Genomic DNA, 16,536 nt, shown 5'->3' with positions numbered 1-16,536 from the left:
GCGCGCGAGCGTACCGGCCGGTGGCGTGGCGTACGTTGGACGCGACCGACGACCGCTGCGCGTGCGCGCACGACGAGGGGACGGACCGTGCGACGTGCGACCACGCTGGCCGCGACGGCCGCGACCTTCCTGCTGCTGGCCGCCTGCACCGACGGCGGTGGCGCCGCGGACCCGTCCGCGCCGGTGACCGCGGGCGCGGACGCGCGGACCCCCGGGGGCACGGCCGGACCAGGTGCCGACGACGAGCCCGTCGCGGTCGACGCCGTCCCGGACTGCCTGCTCGGCACGTGGCGGCTGGACCTCGAAGCGATGCAGGACGACCTGCGCGGCATGCTGACCGGTGCGGGGACCGACCCGGACGCGGTCGAGGTCGTCGTGGGGGGCTCGACGACCTACGAGTTCGCCCCGGAGGGGCGGTTCGACGCCACCGTGGACTCCACGTCGTCGATGACGATCGCGGCCGACGGCGCCGAGCTGTCGTCGTCGTCACGGTCCGCGGGCGACCTGACCGGCACGTGGGCGCTGGCGGGCGACTCGCTGACCATCTCCGACGTCGACACGTCCGGCCTGCGGGTCACGACGACGAGCGCCATGAACGGCGAGGAGCTCGACGTCCCGGACGGCTCCGCCGAGGACGCGATCGAGGCCCTGCCGCCGACCGCGTCGACGGCGACCTGCAGCCCGAGCACGCTGACGCTCGTGTCGTCGCTGCAGGCCGACGAGAGCAGCGAGCCGATCACGCTCACCTACACGCTGCGCCGGTGAGCCGGGCAGCTCGCCGCTGAGCCGGACCTCTGCCGGTCCGGCAGCCCGGGCCCGGCACCGCCCTCCCCCGCGGGGCGCGGAGGAGGGCGGTCGTGGCGTCCGGGCTCAGGGGACCAGCTGGACCTCGTGCTCGAGGCGGCCCTCGCGGTCGACGCGGGCCGCGCGCAGCCGCGACGCGATGACCGCGCCGAACGCGATGGCCGTGGCGACCAGCGCGATGGACAGCCGCACCCCGTGGTTCGCGTCGTCGCCCACCGACACGGCGACGACCGCCGGGGCGATGAGCACGGACACGAGGTTCATCACCTTGATGAGCGGGTTGATCGCCGGTCCGGCCGTGTCCTTGAACGGGTCGCCGACCGTGTCGCCGATGACGGCGGCGGCGTGGGCGGGCGAGCCCTTCCCGCCGTAGTTGCCGTCCTCGATGATCTTCTTCGCGTTGTCCCAGGTGCCGCCGGAGTTCGACAGGAAGACGGCCATGAGGACGCCCGCGCCGATGGCGCCGGCGAGGAAGCCGGCGAGCGGCCCGACCCCGAGGCCGAACCCGACGGCGATCGGGGCGAAGGCGGCCAGCAGACCGGGCGTGGCCAGCTCGCGCAGCGAGTCGCGCGTGCAGATGTCGACCACGCGCGCGTACTCCGGGCGGACCTCGCCGGTCATGATCCCGGGGTGCTCGCGGAACTGGCGCCGCACCTCGAAGACGATGGCCCCGGCCGCGCGGGTCACGGCGTCGATCGCCAGGCCCGAGAACAGGAAGACGGTCGCGCCGCCGAGGATCACGCCGACCAGGGTGATGGGGCTGATGATGTCGTACGACATCATCGCCACGACGAGGTCACCGCCGACGTCGCCCGTGATCTCGGACAGCGCCACCCGCACCGCGTCGGCGTAGGAGCCGAACAGCGCCGTCGCGGCCAGCACGGCCGTGGCGATCGCGATGCCCTTGGTCACGGCCTTCGTGGTGTTGCCCACGGCGTCGAGGTCCGTGAGGATCTGCGCCCCCTCGGGCGACACGTCGCCCGACATCTCCGCGATGCCCTGGGCGTTGTCGCTGACCGGGCCGAACGTGTCCATCGCGACGATGACACCGACGGTGGTCAGCAGGCCGCAGCCCGCCAGCGCGATGAGGAACAGCGCGAGCGGCACCGAGCCGCCCGCCAGCAGGAACACGCCGCAGATCGCGGCCGCGATGATGCCCGCGGTGTACACCGCGGACTCGAAGCCCACGCCGATGCCCGACAGCACGACCGTGGCCGGGCCGGTGAGCGTGGTGCGTGCGACGTGCAGCGTCGGCTTGCTCGTGGTGCCGGTGAAGTAGCCGGTGACCCACAGGATGACGCCGGCCAGCACCACGCCGATGAGCACGGCGGCGGACGCGACGAGCCGCGGGTCGCCCTCGTGGCCCTCGAGCCCTGCGGTGCCGCCGGTGAGCGTGGCGAACGACGCCGGCAGGTACGCGTACGCGGCGACCGCCGCGAGCACGACGCCGACGAGCGCCGAGACGTAGAAGCCGCGGTTGATGGCCGTCAGGCCGCTCTCGGCGCCGCGCACCCGTGTGATCGCCACGCCGAGCGCGGCGACGAGCGCCCCGACCGCGGTGACGATCAGCGGGAAGACCATGCCCTCCTCGCCGAACGCGGCACGCCCGAGGATGAGCGCGGCGACGAGCGTGACCGCGTAGGACTCGAACAGGTCGGCGGCCATGCCCGCGCAGTCGCCGACGTTGTCACCGACGTTGTCGGCGATCGTCGCGGCGTTGCGGGGGTCGTCCTCCGGGATGTTCTGCTCGACCTTGCCGACCAGGTCTGCGCCCACGTCGGCGGCCTTGGTGAAGATGCCGCCGCCGACGCGCATGAACATGGCGAGCAGGGCGGCGCCGAACCCGAAGCCCTCGAGCACCGCCGGGGCGTCCCCGCGGTAGACGAGCACGACCAGCGCCGCACCGAGCAGACCGAGCCCGACGACGGCCATGCCGACGACACCGCCGGTGCGGAACGCGATCCGGGCGCCCTCCGCGCGGCCGTCCGGCCCCGAGGCGGCGGCCGCGACGCGGACGTTGGCGCGCGTGGCGAGCCACATGCCGAGGAACCCGATCGCCGCGGAGAACCCGGCGCCGACGAGGAAGAAGATGGAACGTCCGAGCTTGACGCCGCTGTCCCCCGGCAGCAGGAAGAGCAGGGCGCAGACGATCGCGGCGAACAGCGCGAGGGTCCGGAACTGCCGGCTCAGGTAGGCCGACGCGCCCTCCTGCACGGCCCGGGCGATCTCCTGCATCGAGGCCGTGCCCTCGCCCGCCGCGAGCACCTGACGGCGCAGCACGGCGGCGACCACGAGGGCGGCCAGTCCGACGACGGCGATCGCCGCGACGATCGTGATGCTCGTGGTACCGAGCTCCATGCATCCTCCTCGACACACCGGCGCCGCCCCTGAGCGCGCCGAGCCGCCCGGCCCCGTTGCCGGCGAACCCGGCGAGTCTAGCGACAGGTGTGACGTAGATCGCACCTGCCGACCCGGTCGGGACGCGGGAGGTCAGGACGCGAGCGCGTCCGCCAGCGTGTCGTGGATCGTGAAGACCTGGGTGAGGCCCGTGATGCGGAAGACCTTGAGCAGCCGCTCGGAGTCCACGACGAGCACGAGCCGGCCGCCGATCAGGCGCACGCGCTTGAGGGCGCCCACCAGCAGGCCCAGGCCGGTCGAGTCCATGAACGTCACGCCGGTCAGGTCGACGACCAGGTCGGTGCGACCGTCCGACAGCAGCACGGCCACGCGCTCGCGGAGCCGGTCCGCCGAGGCGACGTCGATCTCGCCCGTGACGTGCAGCACCGTACGCACGCCGAAGTCCTCGGTGGTGACCTGCACGTCCATCGACGTCCTCCCGGCTGTGGCGTCGTGTGCATTCAAGCACCCGCACGGGTGCATCCCCCATCGATCTCGTGATTCGGTGCGCGAGACCCAACCTTTCGGAGGCGTCGTCCGTCACCATGGATGACGGGGCGTGCCGTGCGCTGCCGTGCCGACGACGGGAGCACCGTGACGCCCTGGCCGGATGCGCTGGACGCGCTCGTCCGCACGCGCGGCCGCGCACTCGTCGGGTACGCGTACCTGCTGACGGGCGACGCGCGCGAGGCCGAGGACCTGGTGCAGGACGCCCTGGTCCGCACCTTCACCCGCGGTCGCGGGACACGCGAGGTCGCGTCCGCCGAGGCGTACGTGCGCCGCGCGATCCTCACGACGTACGTCGACGGGTTCCGCCGCCGGCGGCACTGGGCCACGATCCGGCACCTCGCCGCCGTGCCCGAGCCCACCCCGCCCGACGGGCCGGACGCCGGCCCCGAGCCCGTGGTCACCACGCGCATGGCCGTGCAGCAGGCGCTCGCGCTGCTGCCGCCCCGCGAGCGCGCGTGCATCGTCCTGCGCCACTTCGAGGACATGACGGTGGCCCAGGTGGCCGACGCCCTCTCCCTGTCCGTCGGCACCGTGAAGCGGTACCTGTCGGACGCCACCCGCACGCTGGAGTCGCGCCTGGGCTCGCTCGCCGACGACGAGCCCGCGCACCACATCGACGAGGTCCTCGTCGACGTCCGGAGGTCACGATGAGCACACGGCTGGGTCTCGCGCTGCACGACGTCGCCGACGCCGCCGCGCACGCGAGCGCCTTCGGGGACACCGACGACGGCACGACCGTCGCCACCGTCCAGCGGCTCGCGAGCCGCGTGCGGCGCCGACGGGCGACCCGCGCGGCGGGCACCGTCACGGTGGCGGCGAGCGCCGCCGGCGCGGTGGCCCTGGTGGGTCCGCAGCTGACGGCCGACCTGTCCCCCGCCGCGGACCCCGACGCCGACCCGGGCACGTGCCGGTCCTCGGTGGCGACGCTGCCGTCCGGCCCGGACGACGCGCTGGAGGTCGACCTGGGGTTCGCGTCCGCGAACGGCACGGAGACCCTCGGCGGCCCGGGCACCGGTGGCGGCGTCGGCACGTGGCAGGCCGACAGCGTCGACCTGCTGGTGTCCGTCTCCGAGCTGCCCGCCGCGGCGACCGACCCGTCCCGCCTGCGGTTCCTCGTGACGCGCAAGGAGGTCGTCGTCGCGACGGCGCAGCAGCCCGTCGACCGCGCGCCGACACCGTCCGGGCAGGTGCTCGCCGACCTGTACGGCACCGACCGGCTGCCCGTGGAGGACCCCGGTACGACCCTCCACGCCCTGCGGGGCAGCGAGACGTTCTGGACGCAGACCCTGGTGGACGGCAGCCTGGCCGGCCCGGTCGCGCAGCGGACCCCGATGGGGCTGACGGCGTGCGACGGGTCCGGCCCCCTGCTGCCGGGCGAGTACGACGTGTGGGTGACCACCGTCGACGCCGCCGGCACCGCGCACGGCGCAGCGGGACCGTGGGAGCTGACGGTCGCCGCCGCGGACACGCGGCTCAGCGAACGGCTGCCCGACGACTTCCCGCGCGACGTCCCGCTGATCGGCGGGCGCCTGGTGGCCGCCCACCCGCACGGGACCGGCTGGGCGGCGGAGGTCGCCGCCGCCGGCGAGGACCGCGGCCGCGTCGCGTGGGGCCTGCTGGCGGACGCGCAGGCGCAGTCGCACGACGACCCGGTCACCGTGCCGCCCGACCCGTTGTCGGGTGCGACGCCGTGGGACGGGTACCACGTCGACGGCTGGCTGGTCGACGCGATCCCGTCGCGGACCGCGGACGGTGAGCCGTCCGTGGTCTACATCCTGCGACCCGGACCCGACGCCGGAGCGTGACGCCCGCCCTCAGGCGCCCGCCCTCAGGCCCGGTGCAGCCGTTCGCGGCAGCGCCGCCAGGGCCCGCCGGTACTCGTCCGTCGTCCCGTCCGGGCGGACCTGCTGCAGCACGTGGTCGCGCACACCCAGGTCGGCCAGCAGCGCGCTGAGCTCGGCGACGTCGTCGTCCGTCAGCACCGTCGGGTCGACCGTGGTGCGGACCTGCACGTCGACGCCGCTGTCGAGCACCAGCCGCAGGGACGCGAACGCCTTGTCGGCGGCCGTCGTCGGGCCGCCCGTGCGGGTGATCGCGCGGTACAGGTGGGCGGGTGCCTTCACGTCCAGCCCGACCCAGTCGACGTACGGGAGCAGCGCGGGCAGCCGCGCCGGGTAGGCGCCGGCCGTGTGCAGCCCCACCAGGAACCCGGCGTCCTTGACCTGGCGCGCGGCGGCCACGACCCCCGCCTGGCGCGTCGGCTCCCCGCCCGACAGCACCAGCCCGTCGAGCAGGCCGCTGCGCCGGGCCAGCAGGTCGGTGACGTCCGACCACGGCACCACACCGGGCAGGCACGGGTCGAGGATGGCGCTGTTGTGGCAGTAGGTGCAGCGCCAGGGGCACCCCTGCAGGAACGCGGTGGCGACCAGCCGCCCCGGCCAGTCGACCGTGGACAGCGGCACCAGACCCGCGATCTGCAGGGTGTCGGCGGCCGCGTCAAGGGCGGCGCCCGGCGCCGCCGCGTGGGGACCCGCCGGTCCGGGCGCACCGCGCACGGTGCGCCCGGACCCGGTGCCGTCGGGTGTCACGCCCGCGCCCCCGCGGGCTCGAGGAACGGCACGCGCTCGGCGTGCTCGCCCTGCTTGCCGATGTTGAAGGAGCTCACGGGCCGGTGGTAGCCCATGACCCGCGTCCACACCTCGCACGTCGTGGTGACGCCGTCCTCCTCGCACGTGGGACACACGTGGTGCTCACCGGCCAGGTACCCGTGGGCCGGGCAGATCGAGAACGTCGGCGTGACGGTCAGGTACGGCAGCCGGAAGCGGGTCAGGGCCCGCCGCACCAGCTCGCGGCACGCCTCCGGCGTCGAGATGCGCTCCGACATGTACAGGTGCAGGACCGTGCCGCCGGTGTACCGCGTCTGCAGCTCGTCCTGGCGCTCCAGGGCCTCGAACGGGTCGTCGGTGAAGCCCACCGGCAGCTGCGAGGAGTTGGTGTAGTACGGGTGGTCCGGCGTGCCGGCCTGCAGGATCGTCGGGAACCTCTTCTTGTCCTCCTTGGCGAACCGGTACGTCGTGCCCTCCGCCGGCGTCGCCTCCAGGTTGTAGAGGTTGCCCGTCTCCTCCTGGAACTCGACCATCCGGGCCCGCACGTGGTCCAGCACGCGCAGCGCCATCGCGTGGCCGCGCTCGTCGGTGATGTCGTAGAGGTCACCCGTGTAGTTGCGGATCATCTCGTTGAGGCCGTTGACGCCGATCGTCGAGAAGTGGCTGTCGAGCGAGCCGAGGTAGCGCCGCGAGTACGGGAACAGGCCGTCGTCCATGAGCCGCTGGATGGTGGTGCGCTTGAGCTCCAGCGACGTGCGCGCCAGGCCCAGCAGGCGGTCCAGGTCGGCCAGCAGGCCCTCCTCGTCACCGGGGTGCGTGAAGCCCAGGCGGGCGCAGTTGATGGTGACGACGCCGATCGAGCCGGTCTGCTCGCCGGAGCCGAACAGGCCGTTGCCGCGCTTGAGCAGCTCGCGCAGGTCCAGCTGCAGGCGGCAGCACATCGACCGCACGTCGCCGGGCTCCATGTCGGAGTTGATGAAGTTCTGGAAGTACGGCAGCCCGTACTTGGCCGTCATCGCCCACAGCCGCTGCGCGTTCTGCGACTCCCAGGGGAAGTCCTTCGTGATGTTGTACGTCGGGATCGGGAACGTGAAGACCCGGCCCGACGCGTCACCCTCGGTCATGACCTCCATGTACGCGCGGTTGATCATGTCCATCTCGGCCTGCAGGTCGCCGTACGTGAAGTCGCACGGCTCGTCCGCGACGAACGGCGTCTGGTCGGCGAGGTCCGCCGGGCACGTCCAGTCGAACGTGAGGTTGGTGAACGGCGTCTGCGTGCCCCAGCGCGACGGCACGTTGAGGTTGTAGATGAGCTCCTGGATCCCCTGCCGGACCTCCGTGTAGGTCAGCCCGTCGAGGCGGACGTACGGCGCCATGAACGTGTCGAAGCTGCTGAACGCCTGCGCCCCGGCCCACTCGTTCTGCATCGTCCCGAGGAAGTTGACGATCTGCCCGATCGCCGCGCTGAAGTGCCTGGGCGGGCGCGCCTCCACCTTGCCGGGGACCCCGTTGAGGCCCTCCTGCAGCAGGGTGCGCAGCGACCAGCCGGCGCAGTAGCCGGACAGCATGTCGAGGTCGTGGATGTGCAGGTCGCCGTCGCGGTGCGCCTGCCCGACCTCGGCCGGGTAGATCTCGCTCAGCCAGTAGTTGGCGACGACCTTGCCCGCGGTGTTGAGGATCATGCCGCCGAGGGAGTACCCCTGGTTGGCGTTGGCGTTGACCCGCCAGTCGCTGCGGTCGAGGTACTCGCCGACGGTCGACCCGACCTCCACGACGACCGGCGTGCCGGTGCGGCCCTGCTGCGACATGCGTGCGCTCCTTCGGTGTGCTGCTGCGTCCCTCTGAGTGGAACACCAGCCAACGCCGATCGACACAACATGTTGTGGTCCAACACGCGCGACACGCCCACATGTGCGGTGCCGGACCGTCGCGGAGGGCCGCTCAGCGGGACGTAGGTCCCGTCGGCGGGGTGATTCCGGCGACGCGCGTCGCACCGGCGGGTGCGGCGCACGGGTCCGGCGGCAGCAGCTGCGTGAGCCCGTCGAGCATCCCCGGCCACCACCACGCCCAGTCGTGCCCGCCCGTGACCTCGACGACGTGCGGCGACCGGCCGTCCGCCACGAGCGCGGCCGCCAGCTCGCGCGAGCCGCGCAGCACCTCCGGCTCGTGGACCCCGGCCTGCAGGGCCACGCGCACGTGCCGGGGAGCGGCACGCAGCACGTCGCGCAGGTCGAACCGCCACAACGACGGGGACTGCGCCAGCGCCGCACCCACCCGGTCGCCACCCAGGGCCACCAGCCACAGCGCGCCCAGCCCGCCGAAGCTCGCGCCGGTCGCCACGACGCGCGTCGGGTCGGCCGGCAGCGCCCACCGTCCGGCCAGCACCGGCAGCAGGTCGTCGAGGACGAACCGCGTCGTGCCGCCCGGCACCCCCAGCTCCTCCCAGCGCGTGGCCACCGTGCCGGAGTCGACGAGCACCGCCCGCAGCGGCGGCAGGGCACCGTCCGCGACCGCGGCGTCGAGCGACGCGGCCAGCGGCACGGACCGCGCCCACACCTGGCCGTCGTGGACGACCAGCAGCGGCGCCTCCCGGTCGTCGGGCAGGCCCGGCGTGGTGTGCAGCCAGACGCGCCGGGCCCGCCGGTGCGCCGTCGCCGGCAGGACCAGCTCGGCCGGCGGGCTCGGGCGCCCCGGCACCCACCAGCGGTGCGGCGGCGCCGCGGTGCCCTGCGCCACGGACACCGCCGCGTCGTGCATGGTCCCCATGACCCGGGGGTTGGCGGGGTCGGGCCCGCCGGCCATCGCGGCCAGCCGCACCGTGCGCCGGTCGTCCGCGGTGCGCCACGGCGCAGGGCCGCCGCCGCGGTGCGTCGTCAGCACGTACGACCCGCGCCAGTCGCCCGGCAGGCGGTAGGTGATCGTCCAGACGTCGCTGCCCGCCAGGCGCACCAGCTCGCTCGCCCCGACGTCCCGGTGGTCGAGCAGCCCGTTGACCGCCAGCACCACGGCCCGGGCGTCGGCGTCCTCGTACCACCACGTCAGCGTGCACGTGCCACCCTCGTCGACGACGACCGGCGAGCCCGCGGCGCGCAGCCGCGCCAGCAGGTCCCGGCGCCCGTCGTGGTCGGCACCGGCCCACGCACGCTCGACCGGTCCCACCACGCGCGGCACCGGCACCCCGGGCGGGGCGACCGGGTGCCGCTCGTCGAACCGCCGCCCGGCGGCCTCGTGCACGCGCGGCGCCGGACGCACCGCGAGGCGGGTCACGGCGTCCCGGGGCACGGCGTCAGGGCCGGCGCGGCCTCGACCTCGAGCTCGCCGTCCGCCCGGTCGTGGTCCGACTCCACCGCGTACGCGACCTCGCTCAGCCCACGGTGCCAGTACCCGATGACGAGCTGGCGGCGCCGGTCGAAGCCCAGGGCGCGCAGGTGCCGGCGTGCGAACCGGACCACCTGCGACTCCGCGGACACCCACACCCTGGCCCCGCCGCCGCCCGGGATCTCGACACCGGCCATCGCGTCCTGCAGCAGCGTCGTCGTGCCCGGCGGCGCGCCGTCGCGGTGCAGCCACCGCACCTGCACACCCGCCGGCCCCGCGAGCACCTGCTCCTCGGCCGCGTCCGCGACCTCGAGCAGCGCCACGCCACGCGTCGTGGCGGGCAGCGCCTCGAGGATGGCCGCAGCAGCCGGCAGCCCCGTCTCGTCCGCCACCAGCAGCAGCCAGTCGCAGAGCCCCGGCACCAGGCCGCCGCCGCCCAGCAGCCCCAGCCGGTCACCGACCCGCGCGCGCTCCACCCACGCGGACGCCAGGCCCGCGTCCCCGTGGCGGACCAGGTCCACGTCGATCGCGGACCCGTCGGGGTGCACGCGGCGCACCGTGTAGGTGCGCACCCGCTCGCGCTGCCCCGGCTGCCAGGTGTACCGGTGGCCCGCCCGCTCGGGCAGGTCCAGCCGACCGTCCGGCCGGGGGAAGTACAGCTTGACGTTGGGCACCGACCGGCCCGACAGGTAGGCCTCCACCTCCGGCCCCGCGAAGGTGACGCGGCGCATGCGCGGCGTGAGGTCCGTGACGGCCACGACACGCGCGGCGACGGGCAGGTGGGAACGGTCGTCGTGGGTCATGCGGTCCGTCCGGGGAGGCGGGTGGGTGGTGCGCCGGCGGGTGCGCCGGCGGGGAGCTCATGGTCCGGGTCGACCGGGACGACGACGGGTCGGCCCGTGACCGGGTCGGGCAGGCACAGGCAGCGGATGTCGTAGACCTCACCGACGAGCTCGGCGGTCGCGACCTCCTCGACCGGCCCGGAGGCGACCACGCGCCCGTCCTTCATGGCGATGACGTGGTCGGCGTAGCGGAACGCCATCGTCAGGTCGTGCAGCACCGCGACGATCGTGTAGCGCCCGGTCGCGTGCAGGCGCCGGCACAGGCCGAGGACCTCCATCTGGTGCGCCACGTCGAGGAACGTCGTCGGCTCGTCCAGCAGCAGCAGCGGCGTCTGCTGCGCGAGCACCAGCGCCAGCCAGACCCGCTGCCGCTGACCGCCCGAGAGCTCGTCGACCGGCGCGTCCGCGAGCTCGGCGACGCCGGTGGCGGCCATCGCCTCGCGCACGGCCCGCTCGTCGTCGGGCGACCACTGCCGCAGGAAGGACTGGTGCGGGAACCGCCCGCGCCCCACGAGGTCGGCGACCGTGATGCCGTCGGGGGCCAGCGACGACTGCGGCAGCAGGCCCAGGCGGCGCGCGACGTCCCGCGTCGAGTACTCACGGATCTCCCGGCCGTCGAGCACGACCCGGCCGGCCGTGGGCGTGAGCAGGCGCGACAGGGCGCGCAGCAGCGTGGACTTGCCGCAGGCGTTGGGGCCGATGATCGCCGTGAACGAGCCGTCCGGGATCTCGACGTCGAGGTCGGTCGAGACGGTCCGGCCGTCGTAGCCGAGCGTCACGCCGCGGGCCGCGAGCGTGGTCATGGGGTCCTCTCGTCGGGCGGCACGGGTCAGATCCTCCCGGACCGGGTCAGCAGCCACAGCAGGTAGACGCCTCCGAGCAGGCCGGTCATCAGCCCGATCGGCACGGCGGCCGCGAACGGCAGTCGCTGGGTCACCAGGTCGGTGGTCACGAGCAGCAGGGCCCCCAGGAGGCCCGCTGACAGCACGGGCACCCGCGTGGAACGCGTCAGGCGCAGCACCAGCTGCGGTGCCCCCAGCGCGACGAACGCGATGGGGCCGGCCGCCGCGGTCGCGGCCGCGGCGAGCGTCACCGACGCCAGCACCAGCACCAGGCGGGTGCGCTCGACCCGCGCACCGAGCTGCTGGGCGGTGTCGTCGCCCATCGCCAGGAGGTCGAGGTGCCGGGCGTGCGCCAGCACCACGGGCAGCACGACCACGAGGGCGACGGCCACGGTGGTGACGTGGTCCCACGTCCGCCCGTTCACCGAGCCGGCGAGCCAGACCTGCGCACCGGTCACGTCGTCGATGTCGCCGCGGGACATCACCAGGCTGGTCACCGCCTCGAGGACGGCGCCGACCCCGATGCCCACCAGGACGATGCGCGACGACCCGCTCACGCGGCGGCGGACCGACAGCCCGTACACGACGAGCGCGGTGAGCACGCCCGCGCCGACCGCGGCCGCCGCCGTCGCCCCCGGCCCCGCGCCCACCAGGACGATCTGCACGACCGCCCCGGTCGCGGCGCCCGCGGTGAACCCGATGACGTCCGGGGAGCCCAGCGGGTTGCGCGACAGCGACTGCAGCACCGCACCGGCGACGCCCAGGCAGGCGCCGACCAGGATCCCGGTCAGCACGCGCGGCGCACGGATGCGGGTGACGACCGTGCTCGCCGTCGTGTCGCCGCGCCCCAGCAGGACGTCCACGACGCGCGCCGGGGACAGCGCGAGCGAGCCGGTGCCCAGGGCCAGGACCGCGACGCCCAGCAGCAGCACGCCGAGCAGCACGCAGACGGTCACGGTGCGCGGGTGCAGGCGCCAGGACAGGGCCCCGCGGCGCAGGGTGACCGAGGGCGCGGCAGCGGTGGCCGTGCCGGCGGGGGCGGGCGTGGTCGTCACAGGCGCACGAACCTGCGTCGGCGCGCCAGCGCGACGAACACCGGCCCGCCCACGAGTGCGGCCATGACCCCGGCCCCGACCTCCTGCGGGTGGTCCACCAGCCGCCCGGCGACGTCGGCCACCAGCAGCAGGACCGTCGCCGCCATGGCGGACGCCGGCAGCACGCGTCGCTGGTCGGGGCCCACGACGAGGCGCGCCGCGTGGGGCGCCGCCAGGCCGAGGAACGCGACCGGGCCGGCCGCTGCCGTCGCCGCCCCGGCGAGCACCAGCACCGCGACCGTGGCGAGCACGACGGTGCGGCGCAGGTCCAGCCCGAGCGCCGTCGCGAGGTCCTGGCCCAGACTCATCGCGTTGAGGCCGGGCGCGACCGCGACGCACACGAGCGCACCGACGAGCACAGCCCCGGCGACCACGGGCACCACCTCGGCCCCGCGGCCCTGGAACGACCCGGTCATCCACTGCCGCAGGGCCTGCAGCACCCGGTCGCCGGTGTTCAGCACGACCAGGTGGGTCAGCGCGGCCAGCACGATCGACAGCGCGGCGCCGGCCAGCACCAGGCGCACCGGGTTGGTGCCGGCGTCGTGCGCCCGGCCCAGCAGGAACACGGCGACCGCCGCGGCGCCGGCGCCGGCGAACCCGAACCAGACGTAGCCCGCGACCGTCGTGGCACCGAAGAAGGCGATGCCCACGACGATCGCGGCCGCGGCGCCGCCGCTCACCCCCAGCAGCCCGGGCTCGGCCAGCGGGTTGCGCGTGACGGCCTGCAGGACGGCACCCGACAGCCCCAGGGCCACACCGACCAGCAGCACCAGCGCGGTGCGTGGCACCCGCAGCTCCCGCACGACCAGGTGCAGGTCGTTGGTCGCGTCGTACGCCGTGAACGCCGCCCACGTCTCGTGCAGGGGGACGGTGCGCGACCCCAGCGCCAGGCTCGCCGCGGTGAGCAGCAGCAGCAGCAGGGCACCGGTGAGCACCAGCGCGGCCCGGCGCCGACCGGTGGTCGGCGCCGGGCTGGTGCGCTGCGGCGCGGCGGACGCGACGGGCACGGGTCGGTCAGCCCAGGTGCCCGACGACGGTGTCCACCAGCGCGGTCGCGCTGTAGTAGTCGAGGCGGAACGAGGTCGGACCCAGGTCGAACACCTGGCCGGTGGTCACCGCCTCCAGGTTCTGCAGGGTCGGCTCCGCGGTGAGCTCGGCGACGTCGTCGGGGGTGCCCGACAGCAGCCACACCTGCGTCCCGGTGATCGCCGCGGTGAGGTTCTCGAAGGAGACCCACGCGACGTCCTGGCGCACCTGGTCGGAGGTGTCGAGCGCGTCGGGGGCGCCGACGACCTCGAGGCCCAGGTCACCCAGGATGCCCGCCCAGGGGGACGTCTCCTTGGCGACCGCCGAGTCGTCGGTGGGGCCGTTGTAGGAGACAACGGACACCGGACCGTCCGGCACGGTCAGGGAGTCGGCGGCCTCGGCGACGTACGCGTCGAAGTCGGCGATCGCGTCGGCGGCGCCGTCCTCGTGACCGGTGATCTCCCCGAGGTCGGTGGCCAGGTCCTGCCACGACTTGTCCGAGTAGTTGACGACGACCGTCGGGAACAGCTCCGCGATCTGCTCGTACTGGTCGAGCACGGAGTCGGCGCCCGACGTGGAGACGACGACCAGGTCGGGCTCCGCGCTGATGATCGCCTCGAGGTCGAGCTCGAGGTTCGGGTAGAGCACCTCGACGCCGCGCTCGCGCGCCACGTCGCCCCACTGGCGGAAGAACCCGTCCTCGTCCGCGACGGCCGTGCCCGGCGCGGTCGCGGCGCTCGCCACGACGGGGGCACCGATCGCCAGGAGCGTGCCGGTCACCGACGGCGTCGTCGACACGATCCGCTGCGGCGCGGCGTCGAGCGTGAGCTCGCCCTGCTCGTGGGTGACCGTGCGGGGCCACGACGCGTCCTCGGCGCCGGCGCTCGCCGGGGCCGAGGCGGCCGGTGCCGCCGAGGACGACGCGCTGCAGCCCGACAGGGCGAGCGCGACGGTCACCGCGAGCGCGGCCAGGACGGTGCGGGGACGGACGTGCTTCACCTGTGCTCCTCGGGAGGGGGACGACGGCGGACGAGCCGCAGCAGGCGAGAACTTAGCACAGCCTTACCTACGCTCGACGCGCGTGTCGACGACGTCGTCCCTGGTCACGCGGGATGCTGCGGCGGGACGCCCGTTCTCGTCAGGCGCACCTGCTGCCCCGGGCGCAGCTGCGCCGCACGTGCCCGGCCCTCGCGCGTCAGCACCGCGACCACCGGGTAGCCACCCGTCACGGGGTGGTCCGCCCCGAACACCACCGGCTGCCCGTCGGGCGGCACCTGGACGGCCCCGGCGACCAGCCCCTCGGAGGGCGGCTCCCCGAGCGCCCGGCGCGTCAGCGGCGCACCCGCCAGCCGGACGGCGACCCGGTTGCTCGCGGGCGACACGTCCCAGACCGTCCCCCACAGGGCCGCGCGGCCGCGTGCGTCGAGGTGGTCCAGCCGGGGACCGTCCGACGCCGGGAGCAGGACGGGACCGGGGACCTCGACACCCGGCCCCTCGGCAGCCCGGACCTCGGCACCGGGGATCTCGACACCGGGGACGTCGACACCGGGGACCTCGACGCCGGGGACCTCGACGCCGGGGACGGGACCGTCCGGCAGCGGCAGCTCCGGCAGACCGTCGACGTCGTCCCCCAGCGGCAGCACGTCCCCCGGCCGCACCGCCGCCGGCCCGAGCCCCGACAGCACGTCCGCGGAGCGCGACCCGAGCACGGCGGGCACGGCCAGGCCCCCACGCACCGCCACCCAGGTGCGCAGGCCCGCGGGCGGTGACCCGAGCCGCAGCACGGCGCCCGCGGGTGCGCGGACCGCCGCACCGTGCGGCACGGGCGTCCCGTCGAGGTCGGCGGCCACCGGCGCACCGGTCAGGGCGAGGGCCGTGGTCGCCGCGCACCGCAGCACCAGGCCACCCAGCACGACCTCGAGCCCCGCCGCGGACGGCCTGTTGCCGACGAGCCGGTTCGCGCGCCGCAGCGCGTCCGGGTCGGCGGCGCCGGAGCGCGGCACCCCGACCGCCGCCAGTCCCGGCCGACCGAGGTCCTGCAGCAGGAGCAGCGGTCCGGTGGCGAGCACCGTCACCACCGGTGCGCCCGCGGCGGAGGTGACGGCCGGGACCGAGATGACGGACGAGGTCGTGCCGGCGGCCCGGAACGAGATGACCGGTGGGGACGGGGCGACGGGCGAGGGCGAGGAGAGCGGTGAGGGCGAGGCGACCGGTGGGGGCGAGGCGACCGGTGGGGGCGAGGCGACCGGTGGGGGCGAGGCGACCGGTGAGGGCGGGGAGACGGTGCGGTCCGGGGCGCGGGGTGGGGCCGACGGTGGCGCGGCGCGTGGCGCCGCGACGGCGCGTGGGAGGGCCGGGGAGGGCGTGAACCGCACGACGTCGCCCGGCCTCAGCAACGCCGCCGCGTCCCGCCCGCGGCCGACGTCGAACATCGCGACGGACGTCGTGCCCAGCAGCCGCCAGCCGCCGGGCGACGCCGCCGGGTAGACCGCGGTGTAGTCGCCCGCGAGGGCGACGGCACCCGCCGGCACGCGGGTGCGGGGCGTCGTGAGGCGTGGGACGTGCAACCGCGGGTCGACACCCACCACGTACGCGAACCCGGGGGCGAACCCGCCGAACGCGACGCGGTACCCGCCGGGACCGCCTGCGAGGTGCCGCGCGACCACCTCCTCGACGGACAGACCGGTCTCGCGTGCGACCTGCACCAGGTCGGGCCCGTCGTAGACGACCGGGATGTCGACGACCCGACCGGTCGGGTCGTCGACCGCGGCGGATCCGTCGCCGGGGCGATCAGCGGGCGGCCCGGCGGCCGCGGCGCGGGTCACGGCCGCCAGCCACGCCGCGCGACGCCGCACGTCCCCGCGCACGAGGACCGTGCGCGCCGCGGGCACGACGTCCACCACGCCGGGCGGCGGGTCCGTCCGGAGCACCTCCGCGAGGTCGGACACGGCGTCGAGGTCCGCGAGCTCGACGAGGACCGCGTCCTCACCGCACGGGAGGACCCGGGGGCTGCGGCCTCTCGGGTCCGTGCCGGGCGATTCCGTGCCGGGCACGTCCGTGCCGGGCGGTTCCGTCCCGGGCACGTCCCTCCCGGCGG

At 75.3% G+C, this 16,536-nt stretch carries 14 protein-coding genes; 3 read left to right on the top strand and 11 right to left on the bottom strand.

Going from position 1 to position 16,536, the window contains the following annotated elements; all coding sequences use genetic code 11:
• Positions 1 to 87: 87 nt before the first annotated feature.
• Entirely contained in the window at positions 88 to 765 is a 678-nt protein-coding gene (locus BMZ16_RS18890) for a hypothetical protein (protein WP_143082752.1), read from the top strand.
• A 105-nt stretch (positions 766 to 870) separates the two neighbouring features.
• Here BMZ16_RS18890 and BMZ16_RS04485 read toward each other — a convergent pair whose 3' ends face one another.
• Both BMZ16_RS04485 and BMZ16_RS04480 read right to left on the bottom strand, forming a co-directional pair.
• Entirely contained in the window at positions 871 to 3,162 is a 2,292-nt protein-coding gene (locus BMZ16_RS04485) for a sodium-translocating pyrophosphatase (protein WP_089798331.1), read from the bottom strand.
• Positions 3,163 to 3,294: 132 nt separating this feature from the next.
• Positions 3,295 to 3,630 carry an STAS domain-containing protein gene (locus tag BMZ16_RS04480; protein WP_089798330.1) on the bottom strand — a complete coding sequence of 112 codons (336 nt, stop codon included), beginning with the start codon at positions 3,628 to 3,630 and terminating at the stop codon, positions 3,295 to 3,297.
• A gap of 165 nt (positions 3,631 to 3,795) precedes the next feature.
• Here BMZ16_RS04480 and BMZ16_RS04475 point away from each other — a divergent pair, with 165 nt between their 5' ends.
• The gene (locus BMZ16_RS04475; protein ID WP_177199584.1) at positions 3,796 to 4,362 is read left to right on the top strand and encodes a SigE family RNA polymerase sigma factor; all 567 of its coding nucleotides are present in this window, start codon (positions 3,796 to 3,798) and stop codon (positions 4,360 to 4,362) included.
• A complete protein-coding gene (locus tag BMZ16_RS04470; RefSeq protein WP_089798328.1) occupies positions 4,359 to 5,516 on the top strand; it encodes a hypothetical protein in 1,158 nt (385 codons plus the stop codon). The genes BMZ16_RS04475 and BMZ16_RS04470 overlap by 4 nt, the downstream gene beginning before the upstream one ends.
• A 9-nt stretch (positions 5,517 to 5,525) precedes the next feature.
• Here BMZ16_RS04470 and BMZ16_RS04465 read toward each other — a convergent pair whose 3' ends face one another.
• The 9 genes from BMZ16_RS04465 to BMZ16_RS04425 all read right to left on the bottom strand — a co-directional run bounded on the left by BMZ16_RS04465 (position 5,526) and on the right by BMZ16_RS04425 (position 16,522).
• Complete coding sequence (locus BMZ16_RS04465) at positions 5,526 to 6,299, bottom strand: anaerobic ribonucleoside-triphosphate reductase activating protein (protein WP_255366357.1); 774 nt, start codon at positions 6,297 to 6,299, stop codon at positions 5,526 to 5,528.
• Positions 6,296 to 8,125, bottom strand: coding sequence for a ribonucleoside triphosphate reductase (locus BMZ16_RS04460; RefSeq protein ID WP_089798327.1), 1,830 nt, complete (start codon positions 8,123 to 8,125; stop codon positions 6,296 to 6,298). Before BMZ16_RS04460 ends, BMZ16_RS04465 begins: the two co-directional genes overlap by 4 nt.
• A 133-nt stretch (positions 8,126 to 8,258) precedes the next feature.
• Positions 8,259 to 9,599, bottom strand: coding sequence for an enterochelin esterase domain-containing protein (locus tag BMZ16_RS04455; protein WP_143082751.1), 1,341 nt, complete (start codon positions 9,597 to 9,599; stop codon positions 8,259 to 8,261).
• Entirely contained in the window at positions 9,581 to 10,438 is an 858-nt protein-coding gene (locus BMZ16_RS04450) for a siderophore-interacting protein (RefSeq protein WP_089798325.1), read from the bottom strand. The genes BMZ16_RS04455 and BMZ16_RS04450 overlap by 19 nt, the downstream gene beginning before the upstream one ends.
• The gene (locus BMZ16_RS04445; RefSeq protein ID WP_089798324.1) at positions 10,435 to 11,280 is read right to left on the bottom strand and encodes an ABC transporter ATP-binding protein; all 846 of its coding nucleotides are present in this window, start codon (positions 11,278 to 11,280) and stop codon (positions 10,435 to 10,437) included. The genes BMZ16_RS04450 and BMZ16_RS04445 overlap by 4 nt, the downstream gene beginning before the upstream one ends.
• 26 nt (positions 11,281 to 11,306) lie before the next feature.
• Positions 11,307 to 12,374 carry a FecCD family ABC transporter permease gene (locus tag BMZ16_RS04440; protein ID WP_255366356.1) on the bottom strand — a complete coding sequence of 356 codons (1,068 nt, stop codon included), beginning with the start codon at positions 12,372 to 12,374 and terminating at the stop codon, positions 11,307 to 11,309.
• A complete protein-coding gene (locus BMZ16_RS04435) occupies positions 12,371 to 13,420 on the bottom strand; it encodes a FecCD family ABC transporter permease (protein ID WP_089798323.1) in 1,050 nt (349 codons plus the stop codon). Before BMZ16_RS04435 ends, BMZ16_RS04440 begins: the two co-directional genes overlap by 4 nt.
• A gap of 7 nt (positions 13,421 to 13,427) precedes the next feature.
• Positions 13,428 to 14,438, bottom strand: a complete 1,011-nt coding sequence (gene fepB / locus BMZ16_RS04430; RefSeq protein ID WP_089798322.1) for a Fe2+-enterobactin ABC transporter substrate-binding protein — start codon at positions 14,436 to 14,438, stop codon at positions 13,428 to 13,430.
• 104 nt (positions 14,439 to 14,542) lie between these two features.
• A complete protein-coding gene (locus BMZ16_RS04425; RefSeq protein ID WP_143082750.1) occupies positions 14,543 to 16,522 on the bottom strand; it encodes a 5-oxoprolinase subunit B/C family protein in 1,980 nt (659 codons plus the stop codon).
• Positions 16,523 to 16,536 lie beyond the last annotated feature (14 nt).

This window comes from Cellulomonas sp. KH9, from assembly GCF_900114185.1.
Taxonomy (GTDB): Bacteria; Actinomycetota; Actinomycetes; order Actinomycetales; family Cellulomonadaceae; genus Cellulomonas.
Note: the sequence above shows the minus strand (reverse complement) of the source record. Positions and strands in the feature narration are given on the sequence as shown.